Origin of the sequence: Citrobacter sp. wls613 (genome assembly GCF_005281195.1) — a bacterium.
Taxonomy (GTDB): domain Bacteria; phylum Pseudomonadota; class Gammaproteobacteria; order Enterobacterales; family Enterobacteriaceae; genus Citrobacter; species Citrobacter gillenii.
Genome location: NZ_SZXN01000090.1, coordinates 70,615 through 95,703, shown reverse-complemented (window position 1 = coordinate 95,703; position 25,089 = coordinate 70,615). Strand labels below are relative to the sequence as shown.

The window sequence follows — 25,089 nt, the reverse complement described above, 5'->3', positions numbered from 1 at the left end:
AAAACACAATTTCAAAGTGGTGATGGCATGGACACAACGCACCAACCTCTGTTCGCGCGTAAAAACGTGGTCTACCTGAGCGCGGCATTTTGCTGCCTGCTGTGGGGGAGCGCCTATCCGGCGATTAAAAGCGGATATGAGATTTTCCAGATTGCCACCGATGATATTCCGTCAAAGATTGTTTTTGCCGGATACCGATTTTTGTTTGCGGGGTTATTGCTGCTACTGCTGGCGATGGCGCAGCGCAAACCCATTGGCAGGTTAAGTCCGCGTCAATTTGGTCAGCTTACGCTGCTGGGGCTGACGCAAACCTCGCTGCAATACATCTTCTTCTATATTGGTCTGGCCTTCACCACGGGTGTGAAAGGCTCAATCATGAACGCCACCGGAACGTTCTTTAGTGTGCTGCTGGCCCACTTTATCTATCAGAACGACAAGCTGAGCTACAACAAAGCGTTGGGCTGCATTCTGGGCTTTGCTGGCGTGATGGTGGTGAATTTTAACAGTGGGCTGATGGATTTTAGCTTTACCCTGTTAGGAGACGGTTCAGTGGTATTGGCGGCCTTTATTCTCTCTGCCGCTACGCTGTACGGAAAACGTATTTCGCAGACGGTTGACCCGACGGTAATGACGGGGTATCAGCTGGGGATGGGCGGTCTGGCTCTGGTTATCGGTGGCTACGCTTTTGGCGGAACACTTACCGTCCACGGCTCTGCATCGGTGGCGATTCTGGGCTACCTGACGCTGCTCTCCTCAGTGGCGTTCGCACTGTGGAGTATTCTGCTCAAATACAACCGCGTGGGAATGATCGCGCCGTTTAACTTCCTGATCCCGGTCTCTGGTGCGGTGCTGTCGTCGATTTTTCTTGGTGAGAACATTCTCGAATGGAAATACGCAGTGGCGCTGGTGCTGGTCTGTTCGGGGATTTGGTGGGTGAATAAGGTGAAGCGGTAACGCCTGATGGCACTACCGCTTATCAGGCCTACAATCGCGGGAGCCGTAGGCCGGGTAAGGCGAAGTCGCCACCCGGCAATCAGTACATTTAACGTGCGCGAATAAAGCTGCCGTTAGGCTGGCGGGTAAACAGCACCTGCTGGCCGTTGCCGGTATCGATGGTTAACCCCGTGACCACGCCATTGGCATTCTGCCTGATTTGTATCATCTGACCGTCTTTCAGGTTGCTCAGCGGTTTTCCGGTACCTTCAACCTGCGCCATGGCATACACATCGGTCGGTGGAAGATTATGGTCACGGAACACCTGGGCGAGCGTTTTTCCGGAGTCTACACGGTAGGTACGCCATTGTTGGTCAATCCCGCTATCGGGCTGAAAAGGCTGCGTCTGAGGCTGGGACTGCTGGGCTTGCGGCTGCGCATCGGGATCGCCTTCCTGGATGGGTTCCGGTGCGACCGGTGCCATCTGACCCGGATCGTTTTGCGGGGCGACCAGCTGCGCCTGCAGCTGAGCTTCAGTGGGTGGCTGCGATTGCGACTGGAGATCCAACTGGGCATCACGTGTGACCGCAGGAGTATCGCTGGTATCGTTGGAAGGGAGCAGGAAACCTATCACCAGCACGATAGCGGCAGCAATAATGCCGCGGCGATGCATAGGCGGTAGCGGGTCCATAATGCGAAAATTGTCCGGTGCATGCCAGATTTTCGCCAGGGTTGGTTTTAATTCAAAGCGCCCGGGCATGGCTTTCCTCCTGCTCCGCGTCTCGTTCCTGAATCATAGAGTATAGATGCCTGATTCTATGATATTTGCCTTCATGCCCGCTTTCGTGACGTCAACGCGGGATATTCCTATTGTTTATGTTTCCTCGCGATTTGTCATCTGTTCCCGAGACAAAGTTTTACCGGATGCGGCATGGCTGCTATGCTGCCCGCTACTTTACCTCCGATGAAAGGAAATATGATGGCCACCCCGACTTTTGACACTATCGAAGCGCAAGCAAGCTACGGCATTGGTTTGCAGGTAGGACAGCAGCTGAGCGAATCCGGTCTGGAAGGGCTGTTGCCTGAAGCGCTGGTTGCGGGTATTGCTGACGCGCTGGAAGGCAAACATCCAGCTGTGCCGGTTGACGTTGTGCACCGTGCGCTGCGTGAAATCCACGAACGTGCTGATGCGGTCCGTCGTGAGCGTTTCCAGTCTATGGCTGCTGATGGCGTCAAATATCTGGAAGAAAACCGTGAGAAAGACGGTGTAAACAGCACTGAATCCGGTCTGCAGTTCCGCGTTCTGACGCAGGGCGAAGGGGCTATTCCGGCACGTACCGACCGTGTACGCGTGCACTACACCGGTAAGCTGATCGACGGTACCGTGTTCGACAGCTCCGTTGCCCGTGGTGAACCGGCTGAATTCCCGGTTAACGGCGTTATCCCTGGCTGGATTGAAGCGCTGACCCTGATGCCGGTGGGTTCCAAATGGGAGCTGACTATCCCTCAGGAACTGGCCTACGGTGAGCGTGGCGCGGGTGCGTCCATTCCTCCGTTCAGCACGCTGGTATTCGACGTTGAGCTGCTTGAAATCCTGTAAGCAGTGACTTCTGTTCCCCTCAGCCTTGGGGGGAGCAGAAAAATAGCGTGAAAAGCTATAGTTATACCGATGTCGATATTTTATCTTGCAAATAGCGCGCTTGCGCGTATTTTTGTGAGCTGATTCGCGCTATCAGAGTGATATGACACTCACTTTAAACATAAAATTAACATTATATCTAAATCTTAGTATTCATCCCGCCAATTCTTACCTAATATCGATGAGTCCTGATAACGGGATCGTCGTATCATAGACACACCAAAGGCCGTAGAGCCTGAACAACACAGACAGGTACAGGAAGAAAAAAACATGGTAGATCAGGTAAAAGTCGTTGCCGACGAAGAGGCTTCGTCTGAACAGTCGCTGCGGCGCAATCTCACAAACCGTCATATTCAACTTATTGCCATTGGTGGCGCTATCGGTACCGGCCTGTTTATGGGCTCCGGGAAAACCATCAGCCTCGCCGGGCCGTCGATCATCTTTGTTTATATGATCATCGGTTTTATGCTGTTTTTCGTGATGCGCGCAATGGGAGAATTGCTGCTCTCGAATCTCGAATACAAATCTTTTAGTGATTTCGCCTCTGACCTGCTCGGGCCGTGGGCTGGGTATTTTACCGGCTGGACCTACTGGTTTTGCTGGGTCGTGACCGGGATGGCGGACGTCGTTGCCATTACCGCGTATGCGCAATTCTGGTTCCCTGGGCTATCCGACTGGGTGGCATCGCTGGCGGTAATCATTCTGCTGCTGGTCCTCAACCTCGCCACGGTGAAAATGTTTGGTGAGATGGAATTCTGGTTTGCGATGATCAAAATTGTCGCCATCGTCGGCCTGATCGTGGTTGGTCTGGTGATGGTACTGACGCACTTCCAGTCACCTACTGGTGTTCAGGCATCGTTCACCCACCTGTGGAATGACGGTGGCTGGTTCCCGAAAGGTCTGAGCGGCTTCTTTGCGGGCTTCCAGATTGCGGTGTTTGCGTTCGTGGGTATTGAATTGGTCGGGACGACAGCGGCGGAAACCAAAGATCCGGAGAAATCCCTGCCGCGTGCGATTAACTCGATTCCAATCCGTATCATCATGTTCTACGTGTTCGCGCTGATTGTGATTATGTCTGTCACCCCGTGGGGCTCGGTGGTTCCAACCAAGAGCCCGTTTGTCGAACTGTTCGTGCTGGTCGGCTTGCCGGCGGCGGCGAGCCTGATTAACTTTGTGGTTCTGACGTCTGCGGCGTCTTCTGCGAACAGCGGTGTGTTCTCGACTAGCCGTATGTTGTTCGGTCTGGCGCAGGAAGGCGTGGCACCGAAAGCGTTCGCCAAGCTGTCCAAACGTGCTGTTCCGGCGAAAGGCTTAACCTTCTCCTGTATCTGCCTGCTGGGCGGTGTGGTGATGCTGTACGTTAATCCGAGCGTGATCGGTGCGTTCACCATGATCACCACCGTATCGGCGATTCTGTTCATGTTTGTCTGGACCATCATTCTTTGCTCGTACCTGGTGTACCGCAAACAGCGTCCGCAGCTGCATGAGAAGTCGATTTACAAAATGCCGTGGGGCAAGGTGATGTGCTGGGTGTGCATGGCGTTCTTCGTGTTCGTGCTGGTACTGCTGACGCTGGAAGAAGATACCCGTCAGGCGCTGATCGTCACGCCGCTGTGGTTCATTGCGCTGGGGCTGGGCTGGTTGTTTATCGGTAAGAAACGTATGGCAGGTGTACGTTAATAAAAAAAGAGCCGCGACGCGGCTCTAATGCTTCATCAATCAGGGCGCTCTCAGGCGCCCTTTTTATTCACCAGCGAGGGCACGCGGGAACAACACATTGTTTTCCAGACTGATGTGTTCCATCAGGTCGTCGATCAGTTCGTTAATGCCGTTATACATGGCTTTCCAGGTGGTGCAGGCTTCCGGCGGCGGCGTCACGTTTTGGGTGATGTGCTTGATCACTTCGACCAGCTCACCGGCGTCGTCATGCTCGCTTTCCATTACGCTGATTGGCCCCATTGCCTGGCTACCCATTCCCTGTTTGATCATCGGGAACAGGATCTGCTCTTCTTTCATCATGTGGCTGGACAGCTCGTCATGCAGCATGGTCAGGTTTTTCGCCAGACCGCGTGGTACGTTTGGCTTGTCTGCGTGCACGCGTTCAACTTTGGTGGCCTGCAGGATCAGTTCCGGCAGCTGTTCGCGGTGGCGGTCATGATAACGAACGACGATATGGTCGATAATTTCTGCCAGTGCCACGCTGCGCCAGTCTTTTTCCAACGGTTGCTCAGCCAGTTTTGCCAGTTCGGCTTCGATAGCCTCGACATCCAGCTCTTTACGTGCGGCAGCGCGTGCCAGCGTTTGCTTACCGCCGCAGCAGTAATCCATATCGTACTTACGAAACAGTGCCGAAGCGCGAGGAATAGAGAGCGCCAGTTCACCTAAAGGTTGATCGCGATAAGACATAGCCGTTACCTCATTCTCAATAATATAAGATGTATTTTAAATGCAACTTATAGCGAAGGATATACCCCTTTCGGGGTGGTGGGATTTGTGATGGCTGTCACGAAAATTTCTTATACCGTTAACCTGCTGAATCTTATTGAAAAGGCGCAAAACGGCGAAAAAAGCCGCGTCAGAAGATTAAATAAGCGGGCGCGGCTGCCGATAGTTAGACCTCAGACAATACCTGCATAATAAAAAGGCAACAGATGTTCAAACGAATCAAAGTGATAACCTTACTTATCACCGTGTTACTTTCCCTGGGCGCGATGCAGCTCATCTCCGCAGGCGTTTTTATTGGCGCACTCAACAACGATAAGCAAAATTTTAACGTGTCTCAGCTTTCCAGCCAGAATGTGGCCGAGTTTACCGATGCGTGGATTAGCCTGAACCAGGCGCGCGTCACGCTCAACCGGGGCATGCTGCGTCTGCAGGGCACGATGGCCAGCGAGGTGAACGGCGGGCAGCTAACAGAGCTGGTAAGCACGGCAAATCGCCTGCTGGCAGAAGCGAAAGAGCATTACGATAAATACTATGCGTTGCCGGAAACGCCGGGTTTGGATGAACATCTGGCTGATCGACTGGAAGAGCAGTACGGCATTTATTCGACCACGCTTGCCAAAATGAACGCGCTGCTGGCGGAAGGCAAACTGGAAGAGATGTTCAAACAGAATGCTGAACAAAAGCAGACGGCAATGCAGGGTGTGTATCAGGAATGGCGTGCGGCACAATCCGCGCTGGCCAATGCGGGCGTGCAGGATAACGAGAATGACTACCAGAAAATTATCTGGTTGCTGTCTGCCGTCATGCTGATTGTGGTCACGGTGATTGTCGTTAGCTGGATAGCCATGCAGCGCGTACTGTTGAAGCCACTGCGCGAGGTGATGGAACATATTCGCCATATTGCCGCAGGTGACCTGACCCACAGCATCAGTGCTGACGGCAGCAATGAAATGGCGCTGCTGGCACGTAACGTCCGCGATATGCAGCAGTCGCTGGCGAACACGGTTAGCGTGGTGCGTGACGGGGCCGATACCATTTACACCGGGGCGGGTGAAATCGCCGCGGGCAGTAACGATCTCTCCTCGCGTACCGAACAGCAGGCCGCATCGCTGGAGGAAACGGCAGCCAGCATGGAACAGCTCACCGCTACCGTGAGACAGAATGCGGATAATGCACGACAGGCGACTAGCCTTGCAAAAAATGCCTCGCAGACGGCGCAAAAAGGCGGCACGGTGGTTGATGGCGTGGTGCGTACCATGGATGAAATTGCCACCAGTTCCAGCAAAATCGCGCAAATTACCACTGTTATTGACGGTATTGCCTTCCAGACCAATATTCTGGCGCTGAACGCGGCGGTAGAAGCCGCACGGGCCGGTGAACAGGGGCGTGGTTTTGCGGTAGTAGCAGGAGAAGTGCGCACTCTGGCGCAGCGCAGCGCGCAGGCGGCGAAAGAGATTAAGGCCCTGATTGATGATTCTGGTCATCGGGTCAACGCCGGTACCGCACTGGTGCATGAGGCGGGTGAAACAATGGCGGAGATCGTCAGCGCCGTCACCCGCGTGACCGATATCATGGGTGAGATTGCTTCGGCCTCTGATGAGCAGAGTCGGGGAATCGATCAGGTTGGTCAGGCCGTTGCCGAGATGGATCGCGTGACGCAGCAAAACGCCTCGCTGGTGGAAGAATCCGCGTCAGCGGCGGCGGCGCTCGAAGAACAGGCGGCACGCCTGAATCAGACCGTTGCGGTGTTTAAAGTGTCGCGCCGGATGGCGGCGTAAACGCCTTATCCGGCCTACAAGGAATTATCGCGTAGGCCGGATAAGCGCAGCGCCATTCGGCACATTATGATTGTGGAACCACGACGACGCTCGGTTTCTCCGGCTTGGCTCTGACGGCCACCACCACACCGATAACCAATAACGCGATGCCGCTAATCGTCAGCGCCGACGGCATTTCATGGCGCAAGATAAAGGTATACAGCAGTCCCGCCAGCGTCTCGAATACAATCAACGGCCCGAGGATCACCGTTGGCAGCTTTTGGCTGGCGATGTTCCAGCACAATGCCCCCACCCACGAACACAGCACCGCAATGGCGACCATCAGGCTGATAAATACGCCTGGACGCGGGCCGAAGGGCAGGGAGAAGTCCGGCGTTTGCCCGTTCAGCCACAGGCAGGCCGCAATGTAACCGAGCAGAGAAACGGGCAGCGTCACCAGTGCCTGGGCGGTGGCCCACATCATCGGATGCTTATCGGGGTTTTCACGCAGCCAGCGGGCATTACGCAGCGCATACCATGCCCAGCACACCACGGAAATCAGTGCCAGGGCGATACCCGACCCGTAGCGCCAGCCGCTAAAATCAGGTAACCCCTGATTCAACTCAGAAATATTCACGCACAGCAGGCCAATGCCGATCAGCACCAGCGCTGGGGCCAAGCGCCACCAGGATAATTTACCGTCACGCTGGCTATAGAGCAGATTGGCGAAGACCGGGATCACTACCGGTAGCGTGCCGATGATCATCGTCGAGACCGGCGCACCGGTGCGCTGAATGGCGCTGGCCAGACAAACATAATAAATCAGGTTGCCCATCATCGTCAGAGCCAGCGCGGTTCTCCAGTCATTGCGCGATAGCTGACGCAGACGTCCGCGACCCAGCCAGGCCAGCGGCAGGGCAATCAGCCCCAGCGCCAGGTAGCGTCCCATCGACTGTAATACCGCCGGGTATTCCGGCACGATCAACGGCCCGACAAAAATCAGCCCCCACATCAACCCCGCCAGCAGGGCGTACAACACACCGCTAATCATTTTGACATCCACATCATTGAACATTGCGCCGAGTGTAGGCAGGGAAAACACCGCTGTATTGTATGAGATTGCGCATTAGCGCGAATAAACCTGCTTCTGATAACGCACAGGCGTAATACCGTAGCGATGGGTAAACGCGCGGGTGAGGTGCGACTGGTCGGTCAGGCCGGTTGCCGCAGCAACGTCGGCGGCGGGCATACCGCGCGTGAGAAAATCTTTGGCGCGCCACAGGCGAACAGCCATGAGCATCTGATGCGGGGTGACGTGAAAGTGCAGTTTGAACTGGCGCTGAAAATGCCAGGGGCTGAGCGCAGCCACGCGAGCCAGTTCGTCGAGCGTAACCGGGTGCATGTAGTTATCATGCAGATATTCGCGCACGCGATCAAAGCGATGCGCGCCTTCCCGCGGCACCGGCGCATGACGAGCCAGTGGCTGGAAGGTGTCGATCAGATCGAGCAGCAATCCTTTTTGTGCCAGCGGATCCTCGGTGTTCCACATCCCGTGGATCAGCGAACAGATCTGGCGTGAACGGTGGGGATCGTGGCGCGTCACATCATGGAACCACCAGTGGCGGATCCCGGTGACCTCTTGCAGAAGAGAGGGCTCGAGATAAATCATCCGGTAGCGCCAGCCGTCGGCGGTTTCAGCCTCGCCGGTGTGCAGCTCATCGGGATTCATGGTCACGACGGAATGGGCCGGTGCCACGTACTGGGTGCCACGATAGCGAAAACGCTCGGCGCCGGCTTCGATCGCGCCAATGCCAAACGCTTCGTGGGTATGAGGCTCAAACGCATAACGCGAGATATGCGCATGATATAGCTCAACGCCCGGTATCTGCGCCAGATGGCGAAAACGGGCGCTGTCTTTCTCATCAATAAACTGCTCAGGTACACCCTGCACGTTATCTCTCCCCACACATCGTCTTATCATTATCAGAGAGGATGCGCGGGGATGCCACCGTAATTAACCAAATTTTAACAGTTATACGATGCCGCTGACGCTCTCCGCCAGCGATGTGGTCGGGCGTTTAATCAGTGTGCTCAGCGTATGGCTGTCGTCAAACAGTCCACCTTTTGAGGCACCGATATCAGAGTCGGCCAACATTTCTGCCAGTCCGGCAGGCAGGCCAAACCCTTTCAGCGCGGCGGCAAAATCGGCCTCGCTAAGGTTCTGATACACCACTTTTTTGCCGCTCTGTTGAGCCAGTTCGGCGGCCAACTGGCTCAGCGTCCAGCCTTCATCTCCCGCCAGCTCGTAGATTTTCCCGGCATGGCCTTCTTCACTGATGACGCGCGCGGCGGCAGCAGCGTAGTCCGCGCGGGTGGCGGCGGCGATTTTGCCGTCTCCGGCGGCACCAATAAACACGCCGTGCTCGAGGGCGGCGGGGGCGCTGGCGAGATAGTTTTCGCTGTACCAGCCGTTACGCAGCAGCGCGTAATCGAGGCCGGATTCTGCCAGCATCTTCTCGGTTGCCAGGTGTTCATCTGCCAGCCCCAGCGGGGAGGTGTCGGCATGCAGCAGGCTGGTGTAGGCGATGAATTTCACTCGTGCAGATTTCGCCGCATTGATCACGTTGCGGTGCTGTGGGGTACGCTGTCCGACTTCGCTTGAGGAGATCAGCAGCAGTTTGTCGATGCCTTGCAACGCGGTGGTAAAGGCGGCTTCGTCGGTGTAATCCGCCTGGCGGACGGTAATACCCTGCAGGCTGAGGGTAGCGGCTTTCGCTGGGTTACGCACAATCGCCACAATCTGGCTGGCGGGAACGGTTTTCAGCAGGTTTTCAATAACGTGTTGGCCCAGTTGGCCAGTGGCGCCGGTAATCGCAATCATGAGGAACTCCAGGTTTTTGTCTTGTGTTGACTCACGCTAACACCTAAACTTACTTTTAGTAAGTACGCACAAAAAGGTAAGTATGAAAATGACAGATTCGACGCTTTCTCAGCAACTGCGCGACGGCAACTTATTTGCTGAACAGTGTCCTTCCCGCGAGGTGTTAAAACACGTTACCAGCCGTTGGGGAGTATTGATTCTGGTGGCGCTGCGCGACGGCACGCACCGTTTTAGCGATCTGCGCCGTAAGATGGGCGGTGTCAGTGAAAAGATGCTGGCGCAATCCTTACAGGCGCTGGAGCAGGACGGGTTTATCAACCGGGTATCGTATCCGGTGGTACCGCCGCACGTGGAATACAGTCTGACGCCGTTGGGTGAGCAGGTGAGTGATAAAGTTGCCGCACTGGCGGACTGGATAGAAATGAATTTACCGCAGGTTTTGGCGCAGCGGATCACGGGGTGAACGATGTGCCGGATGGCGCTGCGCTTATCCGGCCTACAAGTCGGCTTCATGCGTAGGCCGGATAAGACGCTATTGTGTCGCATCCGGCACTAAAATTACTTACTCAAATCCAGCTGATAAATCGCAAAACCGATATCGTCGGTGGCGACTTTTTGCAGCGGATACTGTCCTTTTTCTTTGATAAACGTGGCGGCTTTATCGGACGGCGAGGTTTCAAAACGAATATCCAGCTTCGTCTCACTGTGGATCGGCGCCAGACGCCAGTTATTATCCGCCGCCGGGTGAATTTCACCGGCACGCTTCGTCTCGGCCCCTATCCACGCGGCCAGCACCGAGCGGTTTTCATCCGGTGAGGCAAAGGCGATATGGCTGTCGCCGGTACCGGCAAACTTACCGCCGTAGGCGCGATAGTTATTGGTTGCTACCAGGAAGGTAGCGTCCGGGTCGATAGGTTTACCGTTAAAGGTCAGATGCTTAATACGCTCTGCCTGCGGGTTGACCGTCTGGCATTCGCCGTCGTAGCGGGCGGGTTGTGACACATCAATCTGATAGTCTACGCCGTCGATCACGTCGAAGTTATAGGTACGAAAGCCATCCCAGTTGATCAGCGACTGCGGTTTGCTGCTGTGAATATCAATCTGATTAAACTGTCCTGCGGAACATTCCAGCCACTCTTTCACCTCTTTACCTCTGGCTTTTACCACTACCAGCGTGTTGGGATAGAGGTACAGATCGGCGGCGTTGCGGAAGGTGAGCTGGCCTTTTTCCACCTCAACAAAGCTGGCCGGATCGTTCTTACGGCCGCCCACTTTAAACGGTGCGGCGGCGGAAAGTACCGGCAGTTTCGCCAGATCCGGATCGCCCTGAATAAAGCGTTCAACGTAAGCTTTTTGCGCGTTGTTCACCACCTGCACGGTTGGATCGTCCTGCACCAGTGCCAGATAGCTGTACATGTTATCGGCCGATTTACCGATTGGTTTGCTGACGAATTCGCGCGTGGCGTCATGGTCGGCTTTCAGGATCTCAACGATTTTCGTGTCTTCAGCGGCCAGGGATTTTTTTGCCGCCGCATCATAAATCGGGCGGGCTTCAGCTTTCGCCTGGGTGACCTGCCATTTCCCGCTGTCGTTATTCAGCACCAAATCCACCACGCCCAGATGATCGCCCCACATGCCTGGCATTACTGCCGGAACGCCGTTCAGGGTACCTTTAGCGATATCTGCGCCTTTGATGTTGGCAAAGTCTTTCCCCGGGAACACGGCGTGAGCATGACCAAACATGATGGCATCAACACCCGGTACTTCGCTGAGGTAATAAACCGAGTTCTCCGCCATAGCCTGATACGGGTCGGCAGAAAGGCCCGAGTGAGCCACCACGACGACCACATCCGCGCCCTTGGCCCGCATTTCCGGTACGTATTGACGTGCGGTTTCGGTGATGTCATTCACTGTCACTTTGCCGCTGAGATTGGCTTTATCCCAGGTCATGATTTGCGGTGGCACAAAACCGATGTAGCCAATTTTCAGCGTCTGCTTGTGACCCTCTTTGTCGACCACCTCGGTGTCTTTAATCAAATAAGGGGTAAAAAGCGGTTTTTTGGTTTTAACGTCGATGATATTGGCGTTAACGTAAGGGAACTTCGCGCCTGCGAGCGCCTTATGCAGATACTCCAGACCGTAGTTAAATTCATGGTTGCCGAGGTTGCCGACCGCGTAATCCAGCGTATTCAGCGCTTTATAAACCGGGTGCGTTTCGCCGGCTTTCAGCCCTTTCGCCGCCATGTAATCTCCTAGCGGGCTGCCCTGAATCAGATCGCCGTTATCGACCAGTACGCTGTTTTTGACTTCATTTCTGGCGGCATTGATCAGACTTGCCGTACGTACCAGACCGAATTTTTCCGTTGGCGTATCTTTGTAATAATCGAAATCCATCATATTGCTATGCAAATCAGTGGTTTCCATTATGCGCAGATCGACGGTTGAGGCATTCACGCTGGCCGCTATCAGCGTGGCCAGAAGCGTTGCACTAAACTTAATCATCAGGGGGCATCCTTTTTAGAACCAGGCCACAAAAGAAAATGTATATACAGCTTATTGCTTACAGAAGTGTGAATCATGCCATGAATAGAGCGTTTAAAACCGCAGGCGCTATCACAGTTGGCGGATCCTCTGACGATCGGGTATAAGTAAAACAACGAGTTAACACCGCTGCTATAAATGAGGTGGAGAATGCTAGAACATGTATGCCAGCTTGCACGGAACGCGGGCGATGCCATTATGCAGGTCTACGATGGAATCAAACCGATAGAAATCACCAGCAAGCAGGATGATTCTCCGGTCACGGCGGCGGATATTGCCGCGCACACGGTGATCCTTGCAGGATTACAGGCGCTGACGCCAGATATTCCGGTGTTGTCAGAAGAGGACCCGCCGGGCTGGGATATCCGCCAGCACTGGCAGCGTTACTGGCTGGTTGATCCGTTGGATGGTACCAAGGAGTTCATCAAACGTAACGGTGAGTTCACCGTTAATATCGCGCTGATCGAGAAAGGAAAACCGGTACTGGGCGTGGTATATGCCCCGGTAATGAAGGTGATGTACAGCGCGGCCGAAGGTAAAGCCTGGAAAGAAGAGTGCGGCGTGCATAAACAAATCCAGGTGCGCGACGCGCGTCCACCGCTGGTGGTGATAAGCCGTTCGCATGCCGACAACGAGCTAAAAGAGTATCTGCAACAGCTCGGTGAGCACCAGACCACGTCGATTGGCTCATCGCTGAAGTTCTGCCTGGTGGCAGAAGGGCAGGCACAGCTGTACCCGCGTTTTGGGCCGACCAACGTCTGGGACACCGCAGCAGGCCACGCCGTTGCCGCGGCAGCCGGAGCGCACGTTCACGACTGGCAGGGTAAACCGTTGGATTACACCCCGCGTGAATCGTTCCTTAACCCCGGCTTCCGGGTCTCTATTTACTGAGCAATTTGTGCAGCAGGGCGATAACCTGCTGCACCTCTTCTTGCGTTAACGCCCCGTCTTTCGCCCACTGAACGCGACCGTCTTTGTCGAGGACCGCGATGGCTGAGCTCTCTTCGTCCAGTTGCCAGGTTTTACGCGCGATGCCGTTGCTGTCGACAATAAACTGTGACCACGGGTAAAGCTTCTTGTTGCTCTCAAGGCTGCTGCGTACAAACATGCCGGAGCCGGGAATGGCATCATCCGTGTTAACGATGGTGGTGGTCTGATACTTATCGTGTGGCAGATTCGCCGCTTTGATGGCCTCAATCAATGTGGCGTTTTTCTCTTTTGCCGAGGTGCGTCCGGCGATGTGTTGCACAATGCGAACTTTCCCCGGCAACTGCGCGCTATTCCAGCTTTTGTAGCTAAACTTATCGTTATCAAGAATCAGTTCGCCGCGATCGGCGATCCCGACCGGCGGCACGCGCTGGTTGGTTTCAAATTTATGGGCAGAGGCCATCATCGGCAGCAACAGGCACGACAGTGCCAGCAGTTTTTGTAAGGTCATGGTGTTTCCTTCTTTCTTATTTTGCAGGTGATCCGACCACTTGGGTGTGGAGTTTAAGCATATGTGCGATTGATGCTTTTTCCCGCAAGCGCAATGCCAGTTTGCGGACGAGCGCACAAATCCTGTGAAAAATGAAGGCTTATACTGAGGACAGCGAAACGTTGAAAAGATAATTCTGAATAATTGTAACCTGAAGGTAAATAAACTTATACACGCTGGAAACAACGTAGAGATAGTCTATAGTCATATGGCATTAAAATTTGCGCCTGAGGATTGTCGGACCGATTGTGGTACCGCAAAGGCGTAATGCTCAGCAGGAGACAACAATGAAAATTTTCCAACGGTACAACCCGCTGCAGGTGGCGAAGTACGTGAAGATCCTGTTTCGTGGACGGTTATATATCAAGGACGTAGGCGCTTTTGAATTTGATAAGGGTAAGATTCTTATCCCAAAAGTGAAGGACAAACTGCATTTTTCTGTTATGTCCGAAGTTAACCGTCAGGTCTTGCGTCTGCAAACTGAGATGGCTTGATCAAAGTGCTATGCGGTAGTTTAAGTAGTCTATAAAAAACGGCTCCTGTAACAGGAGCCGTTGATGTTTTCAGGTCGGCAAACTTATGCCGCGCCGTCTTCTTTCGCATCCGGCAGCTTTGGCACCAGAACGGTGGGTTTGCTGTCCAGACGCGTCACCAGCAGCTGATCGATCTTGTAGTTATCGATGTCCACCACTTCGAATTTATAGCCTGAGTACTTCACTGAGTCGGTACGTTTCGGGATTTTACGCAGCATAAACATCATAAAACCACCGATGGTTTCATAGTTGCCGGACTGCGGAAACTCGTCGATATCCAGTACGCGCATCACGTCATCAATGGGCGTACCGCCGTCGATAAGCCAGGAGTTCTCGTCACGCGCCACAATCTGTTCTTCCAGACCCTGACCGACTAAGTCACCCATCAGCGTGGTCATCACGTCGTTCAGTGTGATAATGCCCACCACCAGCGCGTACTCGTTCATGATAACGGCAAAGTCTTCGCCTGCGGCTTTAAAGCTTTCCAGCGCCTCAGACAGCGTCAGGGTATCCGGGACGATCAGCGTATTGCGGATCTGTACGCCGCTGTTCAGCGCCATGCTTTGGTTGGCCAGCACACGGTTCAGCAGATCTTTGGAGTCCACGTAGCCGATGATGTGATCGATATCTTCGTTACACACCAGAAACTTGGAATGTGGATGTTCCGCCACTTTGTTCTTCAGGCTCTGCTCATCTTCGTGCAGATCGAACCAGATGACGTTCTCACGTGAGGTCATGGATGACGGTACGGTACGGGATTCCAGTTCGAACACGTTTTCGATCAGCTCATGCTCCTGCTTACGCAAGACACCCGCCAGCGCACCGGCTTCAAATACGGCATAGATATCATCGGAGGTGATGTCATCTTTACGCACCATTGGGATCTTGAACAGCCGGAAAATACTGTTTGCCAGCCCATTGAAGAACCACACCAGCGGACGGAACACCATTAAACAGAAGCGCATCGGGTTGATGATGCGCAAAGCCACAGTTTCTGGCGCAATCATACCGATGCGTTTCGGGGTTAAATCCGCGAACAGGATGAACAGACCCGTTACTAGCGAGAACGACAAAATAAAGCTCAGTTGTTCGGACAGTTCTGGAGCAAAGTACTTTGAGAAAAGGCCGTAAAAGACCGGGGAAAATGCTGCATCACCCACGATACCGCCAAGAATGGCGACGGCGTTAAGGCCAATTTGCACCACCGTGAAGAACATGCCGGGGTTTTCCTGCATCTTCATTACGCGTTGCGCATTAATGTTGCCTTCATCGGCAAGCAGCTTAAGTTTAATTTTGCGTGATGCGGCAAGCGAGATCTCGGATATCGAGAAAAACGCACTCACGGCGATCAGGCAGAGAATGACTAAAATACTGTTTAACATATCTTATCCAGCCGTTAAGGCCAGATCCTCGGAAGGGAAATGGATAAATCCGTATGAATCTATATTGAATTCAAACTAAAGACCGGCTCGTGGAAGTGAGCCGGTAAATTCAGAAGCTAGTATAGCGTAAGGTACTGTAAAGTCGCCAGAGGGGGATTATTGCGGCTTATCCAACGGCGTTAATCCGGCGTACGGTCTGCATCTCTTGTTCGCAATAGGGTGAACCGTCTGGCTTCAGGACATCATGAAACCATAGCTGTGCGGTCTTGTCGTTGAGCTCGATATCCGGCCACGGTAGCCAGGTTTGCGTTTTGCCCTGTACCAGCCCCCAGTGATAGCTGGAAACGCGCTGCGCGTTAAACAGCGGCAGCTGTTCTTCTATTCGGCTACCAACGTGGCGGGCCAGCCATTCGGTACAGAAAACCGGTCTGCCAAACTCAGCAAGCTGTGACAAAAGAGACAGTTGGCCTGGGGTATCAACATACGCATGGTAGCTAATGACATCTGAAAGTCGCAGTGCGGCAACATCTATCGGATGGGTAAAGGCGTTCCCGCATGCTGCGCGATCGTCAATATGCCAGGCGGCGACGGTTAGGGGCTGAGACGGCGACTCCTGTCGCGCCCAGCTAAACAGGTGGGTTAGCAGGGTCAAGGCGTAAATTTCCAGCCGGTCGTCGTAACGGGCAAATTCACCTGTGCTACAGAAAATCCCGCCATTGCCGGGCTCATTGTAGAGATCCCAGACGCAGATGCGCGAGTCATGACGATAGTATCGAATGATATCGCGAACGTAGGCTTCAATGTGCGGCCAGCAGGTTCTGTCCATTACGCAGGCCCGTCCCGGACTGCCCGCCGCCTGGCTATTATGCACGCCGGGAACCGGGGCTTTTTGCAGGCCGATAAACGGTTCATCGCCGGAAAAGGCGCAGTCGTCGAGCAGCGTCAACATCACCTTGATACCGTGGGCGTGTGCAATGCTTAGAAAGGTGTCGATACGGCCAATCAGGCCATCGCGGTCATGCTGCCAGACGGTAAACGGTAAGTTCGTTCGCAGCTGGTTATAGCCGTACTGGCTGGCCCAGCGAAGTTCCTGTTCGATGGTGTGGATATCGAAACTCTCGGCTTGCCACATGTCGAGCCAGTTGACCGCTGTACGTGGTAAATAGTTAAAACCACAGCCCCAGGGTTGCTGCTGATGCCAGCGCTGTGCCTGCGTTTTGCTCCAGGGTTTATACATGATGCGCTCCTTATTCTGCTTCTGAAAGACTGACGCGTCCCGTGGCCCGCTGTGTTGCAGTGCCACCCCAGACTTCATCGTACTCGTAGCCGGTGAGCTGCTTTATCACCACCCGAGTTTCCTCATCGCAGTCGCGATAGTTGCCTCCCAGCTTGCGGCGGGCTATCTCTTTGAGCAGCAATTTATGCGTCTCACGCGTGAGCTTGAATTTGTAGGTGGTGTAGAAACTGACGGCCAGCAGCGCGGTGGTAGCAAAGATCATCAAGCCGATAATGGCGTGCAGCGCCATTGCAGGCTGGGCGCCGCTGCCTTTCACAAAACCCGACTCCTCCAGCACCATGCCGATCAGCAGGATAGCGATAGCCACGGTACTTTTGCGGGTGAGTACCATTACGCCCGCAAAAATGCCTTCGCGCCGCTGTTGGGTCACCATCTCGTCGATATCGGGGATAAAACTGTAAATATTCCACGGAATATAATAGAGACCCGAGCGCGCTATGCCGAGCAGAATAAAGACGGCGGAGAACAACACGTTGGAGACCTGAGTTTGGGTGTAATAGATAATAAATAAAAATGCCAGCACCGCAAATATACAGCTATAAGAGAGTCGCAGCGCCGCGGACGGCGTAATATTGAGTTTATTCAGTAATAGCATAAAACCATAGGTGCCAAACACCGACGCAAACGCGGCAATGCTTAACCAGCCGGAAACCGATGCAGCATCCTGATTCAAACAATAGATAACGTAAAAGGTAAATACTGAACCGAATACATCCATCGCGGTGAAAGAGAAAATATAAATAATAATATGCAAACGAAAGGCGCGAATTTTGAACGAGGAGAAGAGATCGAGTACCAGGTACTTCAGATGATTGAACAATCCGCTACTGCGCTGAAGGTCCGTTTTAAATGTCTCCTCTTGCACATCTTTGGCCTCCCATGTGCAGCGCCAGGTAATAAACACGGCGATACAGAAAACGACGGAAAAGATAATCCCGGTCAGGGTGTAGGTAAACGGATTATCTTTGCCCGTAAACTGCATCAGAATGCCGGGAACCGAGACGGCCAGAAAGCCGCCGAGCTGCGAGCAGATCATGCGCACGCCGGAAAGGCGGCTACGCTCTTCGTAACGGTTAGTCATCTCTGCTGCCAGGGTTTCCCACGGTACCAGTACCATGGCCGACAGCAATTCAATCGACAAATAGGTTCCCAGGTAATACCAGTAACCCATATCGGTCAGCCACAGCAGGGCATAGAGAAACATGAGCGGCGAACTGAGTAATAAAAAGAAGCGGCGACGGCCAAATTTCCGCCCAAGCCAGGTATTGCCAAAATTATCGGTGACGTAGCCCATAATCGGGCTGAGTAAAGCATCAATCACGCGGGCAATAGCAAATATGGAACCTGCCTCCAGGACGCTTAAACCGCAATAGGTAGTGTAAAAAAATAACAGCCAGGTGCCGATAATAGCGAAAGCCCCGCCGCCAAATAAATCAGTGATGCCGTAGCCAATTGCCACGCCATAACCGACTCTGCGTTCAGTTGGTTTAACCATAATTATTTTTCCAGTGTATATATACGTCATCCTTCAAGCAGCCTCTTTGTTGGCTACGCCTGCTCACCCCAGTCACTTACTTATGTAAGCGCCTGGGCGTTACCAGACTTGCCGCCTTAAAGCATCTTGAATGATTTTGTGTATAGGGTATCTGTATGCCGGTATTACCCGGCTTATTTATTTACTTATGGAATGCTTAATGAATTTTAATTATTAATATTTATCCATTGTCGCGTCAGAGATGAACGATAAATAGCGTCCACCATCAACAGCGATTTTTGGGCTTGATGGATATCGATATATTCTGTCTGACCGCGATGGGTAATAGCATGATAGAACTGGCGAATGGCCAGTTGGTGACCAAGACCCCAGTAGCTTTTGGCGCTGCCGTCTGGTGAACCATCGCTTTCCAGCTTCAGGCGCTGGTCCTTTGTGACGCGCCATAGCGCGTTGTCAGTTAGCTGAAGCATGCCGTTTTCACAGTGGATCTCCAGCAGCAGCGGCGAATCGAGCGTATTGCAGTTGCTGGCGTAAAACAGGCCACGTGCACCGTTGGCAAAATGCAGCGTTGCCATCGCGCTGTCTTCTGCTTCCGTCACCGCTGCCAGTTCGCTGCTATCCACCACGCCTTTTAAGCGTGTGACGCCCCCGGCGAACCACTGCATCAGATCGAGAGTATGAATGGCCTGATTAATCAGCAAACTGCCGCCTTCGCGGGCAAAACGCCCGCGCCACGGACTGTCGCTGTAGTACGTCCCGGAGCGTGACCAGGTCAGCACGGCTTTCATGCTGAGCATTTTACCAAGTGTATTTTTCGCCAGTTCATCGCGTATGCGTAGGCTGGTGGGATTCAGCCGGTTTTGGTAACACACGCCCAGCAGTCCCGGCGCCGAGGCTGCGGCGTCAGCGATGTCGGCAACTTCCCCTCCATTCATGCCTACCGGTTTTTCGCAAAACACATGCTTCCCGGCAGCAAGGGCGGCGAGAATCATATTTTTATGCTCAAAATGCGGCGTACAGATATGCACGACGTCAATGTCGTTATCCAGCAGCATTTCCCGGTAATTGGGATAAAAGCGGCAGTTATAGGTCATCGCCTGCTGTAGCCCGTTGACGCTGTCGGTGTCGACCAGCGCGCGTAGCGTCACCCCCGGCAAGAGCCGTAGGGCGTTGACGTGACTACGGTGGATGGTACCGGCACCAATAATGGCGGCATTTAACGTTTTCATGCTGCCCCCATTATGCATGCGCATTGGCGAGCATTTGCGCCTTCACGCACAGCTCGGCGGCTTTAAACGCATGGGCCTGGGTCATGGCGTTTTCGGTACGGTTCAGGCAGTCGAGAATAAACTCGCCGAAGAACGGGAACCCTACCTTACCGGCGACCGGATAGCGGAATTCCCCCTCTTTATTAACCAGATACACCACATCCTGTTCACCTTGGGTAATATCGACATACTTGCGGATCTCGATATAGCCCTCAGTGCCCAGCAGCGTCAGGCGTCCGTCCCCCCAGGTGCTGAGGCCGTCCGGCGTGAACCAGTCGCAGCGGAAATAGCCCGTTGCGCCGTTCTCGCCCGCCAGCATCGCATCGCCAAAGTCTTCAAACTGTGGATACTGCGGATGATTAACGTTGCGCACCTGGCTTGCGACCACACGCGCCTCGAGGTTGTCGGTGTAAAACAGGAACTGCTCAATCTGATGGCTGCCGATATCACACAGAATGCCGCCGAAATAGCGTCGATCGTAGAACCAGTCCGGACGTCCGCTGCCTTCACGATGCGGGCCGGTGCCCAGGGTCTGGATCACCCGGCCTATTGCCCCCCGCTTGACCAGATCGCCCGCAAAAACTGCGCTTTCAACGTGCAGGCGCTCGCTGTAGTAAACCGCGTACTTGCGCCCGGTCCTGGCCACCATAGCTTTGGCGTCTTCCAGCTGTTCGAGAGTAGTCAGCGGTGCTTTGTCGGTGAAATAATCTTTACCCGCCGCCATCACCTTTAGTCCCAGCGGGCAGCGTTCAGAGGGGATTGCCGCCCCGGCGACCAGTCTGACATCGCGGTCGTTGAGAATGGTCTCCAGTGAGTCAGCCACCTGCGCCTGCGGGTACTGTTGCAGGAATTTCTCCACTTTCGCCGGGTCCGGGTCGTACACCCACTTCAGGGTGGCTCCGGCTTCGATCAGCCCGTTGCACATCCCGTAGATATGACCGTGGTCGAGCGTGGCAGCGGCAATCACAAACTCACCAGGTTTTACCACCGGCTGCGGTTTGCCGGTCGGGGCGTAGTTCATTCCATCTGTCTTGTTCATTACTCTGCTCCTGAATCTAAGTCTTTACCCAGAGGGATAGCACCGACTTCCGTGAAATTGCTCACGGAGGCGGATTTCTCATAAAAATGCGGGGCTTTTGCCATCAGGCCGCCGGTACGATAAAAATCGTCGTGGCTGGGGATGGGCAGCGTTACCACCGTGCGGGTAATGGCGGATTTGTAGATAGCGGTAATCAGCTCCAGCGAACGTTTACCCTGTTCCCCGTCGACCAGTGGGGGCGTCTGTTGTTCGATAGCGCTGAGCAGGTTGTCGATTTGTCCGCTATGCAGCGTCCATTGAAGCGCAGGCATGGCATGAAACAGCGCGTCCAGTTGCTCTTCCAGTTCGCGATTATTGTCCGCTTGTGGAAAGCCGTTATCCGCCGACTGGCTGGCATACACCTTCCACGGGGCGGAGATCCGCGCCTTTTCGCCCTGAATAACGATTTTCTGATCTTCACCATGATGCACAACGGATGCGGTGAGCTGAGCCAGCGCCCCGTCTGAATATTTGAAAATGGCCGCACTGAGATCTTCCACTTCCGCGTTGTCATGGGCGACATTGCTCATCATCGCTACCACTTCGCTCGGGAAGCCGAGCATCCACTGAATTGCATCGATGTGGTGTACCGCATGATTCAGCGTGCAGCCGCCGCCTTCTTTCTGCCAGGTGCCGCGCCACCACAGATCGTAATAGCAATGCCCGCGCCACCAGAACGAGTCCACCTGTGCGTGGCAAATTTTGCCCGCAAGGCCGGAATCAACGGCGGCTTTTAAGCGCCAGAAGGCATCGGTAAAGCGGTTTTGTGCGATGACCGATAACATTTTTCCGCTGGCTTTCTGCGCGGCAATCATCGCATCACACTCTGCGAGCGAGGCGGCCATCGGTTTTTCGCACAGCACGTGTTTGCCCGCGTGCAGAGCATCAATGCTGATGTCGGCGTGGACGTACGGCGGAGTACAGACGTCGACAACGTCCACATTAATACCCGCGTCCAGCATGGCCTGATGGCTGCTGTAGACCCGTGCTTCGCTTAGGCCGTAGCGCGTTTTCTTCTCTTCGGCTTTTTCCGGCCAGATGTCGACCAGCGCGACGATCCGGCAGCGATCCGCAAACTGTAAATAGCTTTGAATGTGGTTATGGGAGATGTTTCCGGTGCCGACAATGGCAATATTCAGCATGGTCATCCCCTTAACGCTGCCAGCTTGCGGAGGCGTCCAGCGTGCGGCTGGCGGTGGTTTTCTCGACCGATGAGTCGATACGCGCCTGCAACAACCGGGCATAGCGCTGCTCGTCAATAGGTAACTCAACCCAGTCATCGGTCCAGGTAGAGAGATGCATGGCGTTGGACAGCGTCAGGCCGCGAATGCCTTCCAGACCAGGGGCGATGAGCGGTTCGCCGTGCAGGACCGCGGCGGTGAAATTGGCGGTGATGACATGATGCTCACTGCATTCTGGTGCGGTAGGGATAGTCACTTCCCAGCACTCCGGCTCGCCAAAGCCGTTTTGCCAGCGGGCGTTGAAGTCGGTTTCGGATTCACGCAGTCGCCAGAAGCGCAGGCGGCCTTCTTCCACCACCACTTTTCCGCGATCGCCGACGATCTCGAGGCGGTTGGTGCCGGGGGTTTCGGCGACGGTGGTGATGAACACGCCGGTTGCACCGTTGGCGTATTCCGCGTAGGCGGTGACCTCATCTTCTACTTCAATCTGGCGGTGTTTGCCAAACTGGCAAAACGCGCGCAAGCGTATGGGCATACCGACCAGCCATTGCCACAAATCAAGCTGGTGCGGGTCCTGATTGAGCAGCACGCCGCCGCCTTCGCCTTTCCATGTCGCGCGCCAGCCGCCGGAGTTGTAGTAACTCTGTGAGCGATACCAGTTGGTGATTATCCAGTTGGAGCGGCGCAATTCGCCCAGCTCGCCGCTGTCGATCAGATCTTTCACCTTCTGATACAGCGGGTTCGGGCGCTGGTTGTACATCATGCCGAACACCACATCGCATTCTCGGGCGCAGGTGTTCATCTCGTGGACCTGCGCGGTACAGACCCCGGCCGGTTTTTCGCACAACGTATGAATGCCAAGACGCATCGCCATCATCGATAAACCCGGATGCGCATAGTGCGGCGTAGCGACGATAACCGCGTCGACAAGCCCACTGTTCAGCATCTCCTCAGCACTGATAAACAGTGCAACCGCATCGCCTACCAACTGGCGAATAGCGGCATGCTTGTCGGTGTTATTATCGCAGACCGCCGTCAGGCAGGCGTCCTTTACGGTCCCAGCCAGCAGATAGCGGGCGTGGACGGTGCCAATATTTCCCACGCCAATAATGCCAAAGCGTAATTTTTTCATATCAGGCCTTTTCATCAGAAATAAGGGATAAGCGGACCATAAGAAACGCCTGGAATATCGACAATGTGATTTTGTGAGAGCGGTTGCAGGATGAGGAAGAAGTTCGCACAGATATTAAAAAAGTGTTTTAGAGTCAATGAACTAGGTTTGCAAAAACTTGCAAAGATAGATTGCGAGCGAGGTCACAGAATGTCAGGCAAGCTAAAAATGGATGAAATCGCTGCCTTAACCGGGTTCTCCGTGAGTACCGTGTCGAGGGTATTGAGCGGGAAGTCTTGTACCAGCGATAAAGCTCGGGAAGCCATCGTGAAATGTGCGCGCCAGCTAGGGGTGCTTGATACGCTGGCCTGCGGGCGGCTGCTGATCAACGGGATTGCGGTCTTCGCTCCACAGCGCACATTCATTGCGCAGGGCGATGTGTTTTACCTCGAAGTGACGCGCGGTATTGCTGAAGCTATTGCGCCGCATGATGTCTATCTGAGCTACTGCGGGTTAGATGAGCAGCGAGCCGACATCAAGCTCTTTCTGCAAAAGGCCAACAGCAAGAATATCAACGCCATTATTCTCATCGGCATTGATGACCCCACCGTGCATAAGCTGGCGCAGTCGCTGGGAAAACCCTGCGTGCTGATCAACTCACAGGATAAAGAAGGGGTATTGGACGCGGTCTCGCCCGATCACCGATCGATTGGCAACCAGGCGGTGCAGTATCTTTTTGAGCAGGGGCATCGGCGCATTCTCCACGTCACCAGCCTACGACGTGAAACCCTGTACTGGCGTCTGGAAGGCATAAAGGAGATCTATCGGCAGTATCAGGTGCCGTTTGATGCCCGGCGCGATCTGTTGGTGACGGAAGGATTTTCTGAACCAGAGGCGATACAGGCGATTAGCGACCGGCTACGTGAACTGCCGCAGAGCGAATGGCCGGAAGTGATTTTCTGTGCCGGGGCGTCAATGTCCAGCGGCGTTCGTCGCGTGCTGGAAGCGTTGGGGGTACGCATTCCCGATGATATCTCGCTGATGACCACGGACGTCAAAGAACTGGATGGCCATGTGGTTTCTGCGGTCACCAGCATTACCATTCCCTGTCGGGCATTAGGCGTAGAAGCGGTGCATTTGCTGCAAAACCGCCTCAATCGCCCGGCTGCGCCGGTGTTTAATCTGCTGCTCAAGGGCAAAGTGACGGAAAGGGGAACCGTCGCCAATGCCACGCGCCATGCCGCGCTGGCTCGGGAGCAATAGTTGACCCGACAGGCCCGATAAGCGTAGCGCCATCGGGCAGCAGCAGATTAGTTCTGCGGCGGCAGGCACACGCCAATGCCGCCAATGCCACAATATCCATAAGGGTTTTTATGCAGATATTGTTGGTGATCGTCCTCGGCATAATAGAACGGCGTGGCGGTATTAATCTCTGTCGTGATGTGGCGGTCATCGCCCGCAGCGGTCATCGCCGCCTGAAAACGCGCGAGGCTGGCATCTGCTGCACTCTTTTGCTCCGGCGTGAGCGGATAAATGGCCGAACGATACTGCGTGCCCTGGTCATTGCCCTGACGCATGCCCTGCGCCGGGTCGTGATTCTCCCAGAACACCTGCAGCAGTTGCTCGTAGCTGATAACATGCGGGTCATAAACGATACGCACCGCTTCGGCATGGCCCGTTTCGCCAGAACAGACTTCCCGATAGGTTGGGTTAGGCGTGTAGCCGCCGGTATACCCGGCAGCCGTGCTGTAAACGCCGGGTAAAGACCAGAACAAACGCTCCACACCCCAGAAACAGCCCATCGCGAACAGGGCGATTTCCATCCCTTCGGGTACGTGGGTCATCGAATGTTGGTTCACCGCATGCAGCGTTGCCACGGGCATCGGGGTGTTGCGTCCAGGTAGAGCATCTGCTTGAGAAACAAGATGCTTTTTATCAAATAAACTCATGGCCGTTCTCCCGAAATCAGTCATTTGGGTTAAGGTTGTAACAAGACGCGTCTTTGCCCACAATAACTGGCGTGAATACGTCTAGAGTTAAACATAAGAAATATTTGGGTTGCCGTCTGTTT

At 54.2% G+C, this 25,089-nt stretch carries 23 protein-coding genes; 8 read left to right on the top strand and 15 right to left on the bottom strand.

Going from position 1 to position 25,089, the window contains the following annotated elements; translation table 11 throughout:
* Positions 1–27: 27 nt before the first annotated feature.
* Entirely contained in the window at positions 28–954 is a 927-nt protein-coding gene (locus FDX01_RS22550) for a DMT family transporter (RefSeq protein WP_096759481.1), read from the top strand.
* Between the two features lie 88 nt (positions 955–1,042).
* Here FDX01_RS22550 and FDX01_RS22545 read toward each other — a convergent pair whose 3' ends face one another.
* Entirely contained in the window at positions 1,043–1,693 is a 651-nt protein-coding gene (locus FDX01_RS22545; protein ID WP_096758557.1) for an OapA family protein, read from the bottom strand.
* A 219-nt stretch (positions 1,694–1,912) separates the two neighbouring features.
* On the opposite strand from FDX01_RS22545, the gene fklB reads away from it, so the two are divergent.
* Both fklB and cycA read left to right on the top strand, forming a co-directional pair.
* Entirely contained in the window at positions 1,913–2,533 is a 621-nt protein-coding gene (gene fklB / locus FDX01_RS22540; RefSeq protein ID WP_168246986.1) for an FKBP-type peptidyl-prolyl cis-trans isomerase, read from the top strand.
* Positions 2,534–2,842: 309 nt separating this feature from the next.
* On the top strand, positions 2,843–4,252 hold the full coding sequence (gene cycA / locus FDX01_RS22535) for a D-serine/D-alanine/glycine transporter (protein ID WP_096758556.1): 1,410 nt from the start codon (positions 2,843–2,845) through the stop codon (positions 4,250–4,252).
* 63 nt (positions 4,253–4,315) lie between these two features.
* Here the strand turns inward: cycA and ytfE are convergent, their stop codons facing one another.
* Entirely contained in the window at positions 4,316–4,978 is a 663-nt protein-coding gene (gene ytfE, locus FDX01_RS22530) for an iron-sulfur cluster repair protein YtfE (protein WP_115259604.1), read from the bottom strand.
* A 245-nt stretch (positions 4,979–5,223) separates the two neighbouring features.
* Between ytfE and FDX01_RS22525 the strand changes: the two genes are divergently transcribed.
* Positions 5,224–6,795, top strand: a complete 1,572-nt coding sequence (locus tag FDX01_RS22525; RefSeq protein WP_137363247.1) for a methyl-accepting chemotaxis protein — start codon at positions 5,224–5,226, stop codon at positions 6,793–6,795.
* A 64-nt stretch (positions 6,796–6,859) separates the two neighbouring features.
* Here FDX01_RS22525 and FDX01_RS22520 read toward each other — a convergent pair whose 3' ends face one another.
* The 3 genes from FDX01_RS22520 to FDX01_RS22510 all read right to left on the bottom strand — a co-directional run bounded on the left by FDX01_RS22520 (position 6,860) and on the right by FDX01_RS22510 (position 9,655).
* Positions 6,860–7,825 (bottom strand): DMT family transporter, encoded by a 966-nt coding sequence (locus tag FDX01_RS22520; RefSeq protein ID WP_137400491.1) that lies wholly within the window; start codon positions 7,823–7,825, stop codon positions 6,860–6,862.
* Positions 7,826–7,900: 75 nt separating this feature from the next.
* Positions 7,901–8,725 (bottom strand): AraC family transcriptional regulator, encoded by an 825-nt coding sequence (locus FDX01_RS22515; RefSeq protein WP_137400490.1) that lies wholly within the window; start codon positions 8,723–8,725, stop codon positions 7,901–7,903.
* Between the two features lie 81 nt (positions 8,726–8,806).
* Positions 8,807–9,655, bottom strand: a complete 849-nt coding sequence (locus tag FDX01_RS22510; protein WP_137400489.1) for an SDR family oxidoreductase — start codon at positions 9,653–9,655, stop codon at positions 8,807–8,809.
* An 88-nt stretch (positions 9,656–9,743) separates the two neighbouring features.
* Here FDX01_RS22510 and FDX01_RS22505 point away from each other — a divergent pair, with 88 nt between their 5' ends.
* Positions 9,744–10,118: a helix-turn-helix domain-containing protein gene (locus tag FDX01_RS22505; RefSeq protein WP_137400516.1), complete on the top strand. Its 375-nt coding sequence runs from the start codon at positions 9,744–9,746 to the stop codon at positions 10,116–10,118.
* Positions 10,119–10,213: 95 nt separating this feature from the next.
* Here FDX01_RS22505 and FDX01_RS22500 read toward each other — a convergent pair whose 3' ends face one another.
* A complete protein-coding gene (locus FDX01_RS22500) occupies positions 10,214–12,157 on the bottom strand; it encodes a 2',3'-cyclic-nucleotide 2'-phosphodiesterase (protein ID WP_137400488.1) in 1,944 nt (647 codons plus the stop codon).
* A gap of 189 nt (positions 12,158–12,346) precedes the next feature.
* Between FDX01_RS22500 and cysQ the strand changes: the two genes are divergently transcribed.
* Complete coding sequence (gene cysQ / locus FDX01_RS22495; protein WP_115259599.1) at positions 12,347–13,087, top strand: 3'(2'),5'-bisphosphate nucleotidase CysQ; 741 nt, start codon at positions 12,347–12,349, stop codon at positions 13,085–13,087.
* Here the strand turns inward: cysQ and FDX01_RS22490 are convergent.
* Positions 13,077–13,634, bottom strand: a complete 558-nt coding sequence (locus tag FDX01_RS22490) for a YtfJ family protein (protein ID WP_096758549.1) — start codon at positions 13,632–13,634, stop codon at positions 13,077–13,079. The genes cysQ and FDX01_RS22490 overlap by 11 nt on opposite strands.
* Before the next feature lie 326 nt (positions 13,635–13,960).
* Here FDX01_RS22490 and FDX01_RS22485 point away from each other — a divergent pair, with 326 nt between their 5' ends.
* Positions 13,961–14,167 carry a DUF1107 domain-containing protein gene (locus FDX01_RS22485; protein WP_003025710.1) on the top strand — a complete coding sequence of 69 codons (207 nt, stop codon included), beginning with the start codon at positions 13,961–13,963 and terminating at the stop codon, positions 14,165–14,167.
* 83 nt (positions 14,168–14,250) lie between these two features.
* On the opposite strand, the gene FDX01_RS22480 is transcribed toward FDX01_RS22485, so the two are convergent.
* From FDX01_RS22480 to FDX01_RS22450, 7 genes are all read right to left on the bottom strand, one after another.
* On the bottom strand, positions 14,251–15,588 hold the full coding sequence (locus tag FDX01_RS22480; protein WP_096758548.1) for a hemolysin family protein: 1,338 nt from the start codon (positions 15,586–15,588) through the stop codon (positions 14,251–14,253).
* A gap of 166 nt (positions 15,589–15,754) precedes the next feature.
* The gene (locus tag FDX01_RS22475) at positions 15,755–16,825 is read right to left on the bottom strand and encodes a 1,4-beta-xylanase (protein ID WP_137363251.1); all 1,071 of its coding nucleotides are present in this window, start codon (positions 16,823–16,825) and stop codon (positions 15,755–15,757) included.
* 10 nt (positions 16,826–16,835) lie between these two features.
* Entirely contained in the window at positions 16,836–18,380 is a 1,545-nt protein-coding gene (locus FDX01_RS22470) for an MFS transporter (protein WP_096758546.1), read from the bottom strand.
* A gap of 206 nt (positions 18,381–18,586) precedes the next feature.
* Positions 18,587–19,609 carry a Gfo/Idh/MocA family oxidoreductase gene (locus FDX01_RS22465; protein ID WP_137400487.1) on the bottom strand — a complete coding sequence of 341 codons (1,023 nt, stop codon included), beginning with the start codon at positions 19,607–19,609 and terminating at the stop codon, positions 18,587–18,589.
* A gap of 10 nt (positions 19,610–19,619) precedes the next feature.
* Positions 19,620–20,687 carry a Gfo/Idh/MocA family oxidoreductase gene (locus tag FDX01_RS22460; RefSeq protein ID WP_115259595.1) on the bottom strand — a complete coding sequence of 356 codons (1,068 nt, stop codon included), beginning with the start codon at positions 20,685–20,687 and terminating at the stop codon, positions 19,620–19,622.
* Positions 20,687–21,868 carry a Gfo/Idh/MocA family oxidoreductase gene (locus tag FDX01_RS22455; protein ID WP_137400486.1) on the bottom strand — a complete coding sequence of 394 codons (1,182 nt, stop codon included), beginning with the start codon at positions 21,866–21,868 and terminating at the stop codon, positions 20,687–20,689. The genes FDX01_RS22460 and FDX01_RS22455 overlap by 1 nt, the downstream gene beginning before the upstream one ends.
* A 10-nt stretch (positions 21,869–21,878) precedes the next feature.
* The gene (locus FDX01_RS22450; RefSeq protein WP_137400485.1) at positions 21,879–23,039 is read right to left on the bottom strand and encodes a Gfo/Idh/MocA family oxidoreductase; all 1,161 of its coding nucleotides are present in this window, start codon (positions 23,037–23,039) and stop codon (positions 21,879–21,881) included.
* 189 nt (positions 23,040–23,228) lie between these two features.
* Between FDX01_RS22450 and FDX01_RS22445 the strand changes: the two genes are divergently transcribed.
* A complete protein-coding gene (locus FDX01_RS22445) occupies positions 23,229–24,281 on the top strand; it encodes a LacI family DNA-binding transcriptional regulator (protein WP_117342413.1) in 1,053 nt (350 codons plus the stop codon).
* A gap of 47 nt (positions 24,282–24,328) precedes the next feature.
* On the opposite strand, the gene msrA is transcribed toward FDX01_RS22445, so the two are convergent.
* Positions 24,329–24,967: a peptide-methionine (S)-S-oxide reductase MsrA gene (msrA, locus tag FDX01_RS22440; RefSeq protein WP_115259592.1), complete on the bottom strand. Its 639-nt coding sequence runs from the start codon at positions 24,965–24,967 to the stop codon at positions 24,329–24,331.
* Positions 24,968–25,089: the final 122 nt, after the last annotated feature.

Excerpts from the sequence above, each read along its gene's own strand:
- cysQ (WP_115259599.1), top strand. The coding sequence starts at position 12,347 with ATGCTAGAACATGTATGCCAGCTTGCACGGAACGCGGGCGATGCCATT.
- FDX01_RS22510 (WP_137400489.1), bottom strand. The coding sequence starts at position 9,655 with ATGATTGCGATTACCGGCGCCACTGGCCAACTGGGCCAACACGTTATT.
- FDX01_RS22490 (WP_096758549.1), bottom strand. The coding sequence starts at position 13,634 with ATGACCTTACAAAAACTGCTGGCACTGTCGTGCCTGTTGCTGCCGATG.
- FDX01_RS22485 (WP_003025710.1), top strand. The coding sequence starts at position 13,961 with ATGAAAATTTTCCAACGGTACAACCCGCTGCAGGTGGCGAAGTACGTG.
- FDX01_RS22465 (WP_137400487.1), bottom strand. The coding sequence starts at position 19,609 with ATGAAAACGTTAAATGCCGCCATTATTGGTGCCGGTACCATCCACCGT.
- ytfE (WP_115259604.1), bottom strand. The coding sequence starts at position 4,978 with ATGTCTTATCGCGATCAACCTTTAGGTGAACTGGCGCTCTCTATTCCT.
- FDX01_RS22470 (WP_096758546.1), bottom strand. The coding sequence starts at position 18,380 with ATGGTTAAACCAACTGAACGCAGAGTCGGTTATGGCGTGGCAATTGGC.
- FDX01_RS22545 (WP_096758557.1), bottom strand. The coding sequence starts at position 1,693 with ATGCCCGGGCGCTTTGAATTAAAACCAACCCTGGCGAAAATCTGGCAT.
- FDX01_RS22505 (WP_137400516.1), top strand. The coding sequence starts at position 9,744 with ATGACAGATTCGACGCTTTCTCAGCAACTGCGCGACGGCAACTTATTT.
- FDX01_RS22460 (WP_115259595.1), bottom strand. The coding sequence starts at position 20,687 with ATGAACAAGACAGATGGAATGAACTACGCCCCGACCGGCAAACCGCAG.
- FDX01_RS22445 (WP_117342413.1), top strand. The coding sequence starts at position 23,229 with ATGTCAGGCAAGCTAAAAATGGATGAAATCGCTGCCTTAACCGGGTTC.
- fklB (WP_168246986.1), top strand. The coding sequence starts at position 1,913 with ATGGCCACCCCGACTTTTGACACTATCGAAGCGCAAGCAAGCTACGGC.
- FDX01_RS22480 (WP_096758548.1), bottom strand. The coding sequence starts at position 15,588 with ATGTTAAACAGTATTTTAGTCATTCTCTGCCTGATCGCCGTGAGTGCG.
- FDX01_RS22475 (WP_137363251.1), bottom strand. The coding sequence starts at position 16,825 with ATGTATAAACCCTGGAGCAAAACGCAGGCACAGCGCTGGCATCAGCAG.
- msrA (WP_115259592.1), bottom strand. The coding sequence starts at position 24,967 with ATGAGTTTATTTGATAAAAAGCATCTTGTTTCTCAAGCAGATGCTCTA.
- FDX01_RS22450 (WP_137400485.1), bottom strand. The coding sequence starts at position 23,039 with ATGAAAAAATTACGCTTTGGCATTATTGGCGTGGGAAATATTGGCACC.
- FDX01_RS22520 (WP_137400491.1), bottom strand. The coding sequence starts at position 7,825 with ATGATTAGCGGTGTGTTGTACGCCCTGCTGGCGGGGTTGATGTGGGGG.
- FDX01_RS22455 (WP_137400486.1), bottom strand. The coding sequence starts at position 21,868 with ATGCTGAATATTGCCATTGTCGGCACCGGAAACATCTCCCATAACCAC.
- FDX01_RS22500 (WP_137400488.1), bottom strand. The coding sequence starts at position 12,157 with ATGATTAAGTTTAGTGCAACGCTTCTGGCCACGCTGATAGCGGCCAGC.
- FDX01_RS22550 (WP_096759481.1), top strand. The coding sequence starts at position 28 with ATGGACACAACGCACCAACCTCTGTTCGCGCGTAAAAACGTGGTCTAC.
- cycA (WP_096758556.1), top strand. The coding sequence starts at position 2,843 with ATGGTAGATCAGGTAAAAGTCGTTGCCGACGAAGAGGCTTCGTCTGAA.
- FDX01_RS22525 (WP_137363247.1), top strand. The coding sequence starts at position 5,224 with ATGTTCAAACGAATCAAAGTGATAACCTTACTTATCACCGTGTTACTT.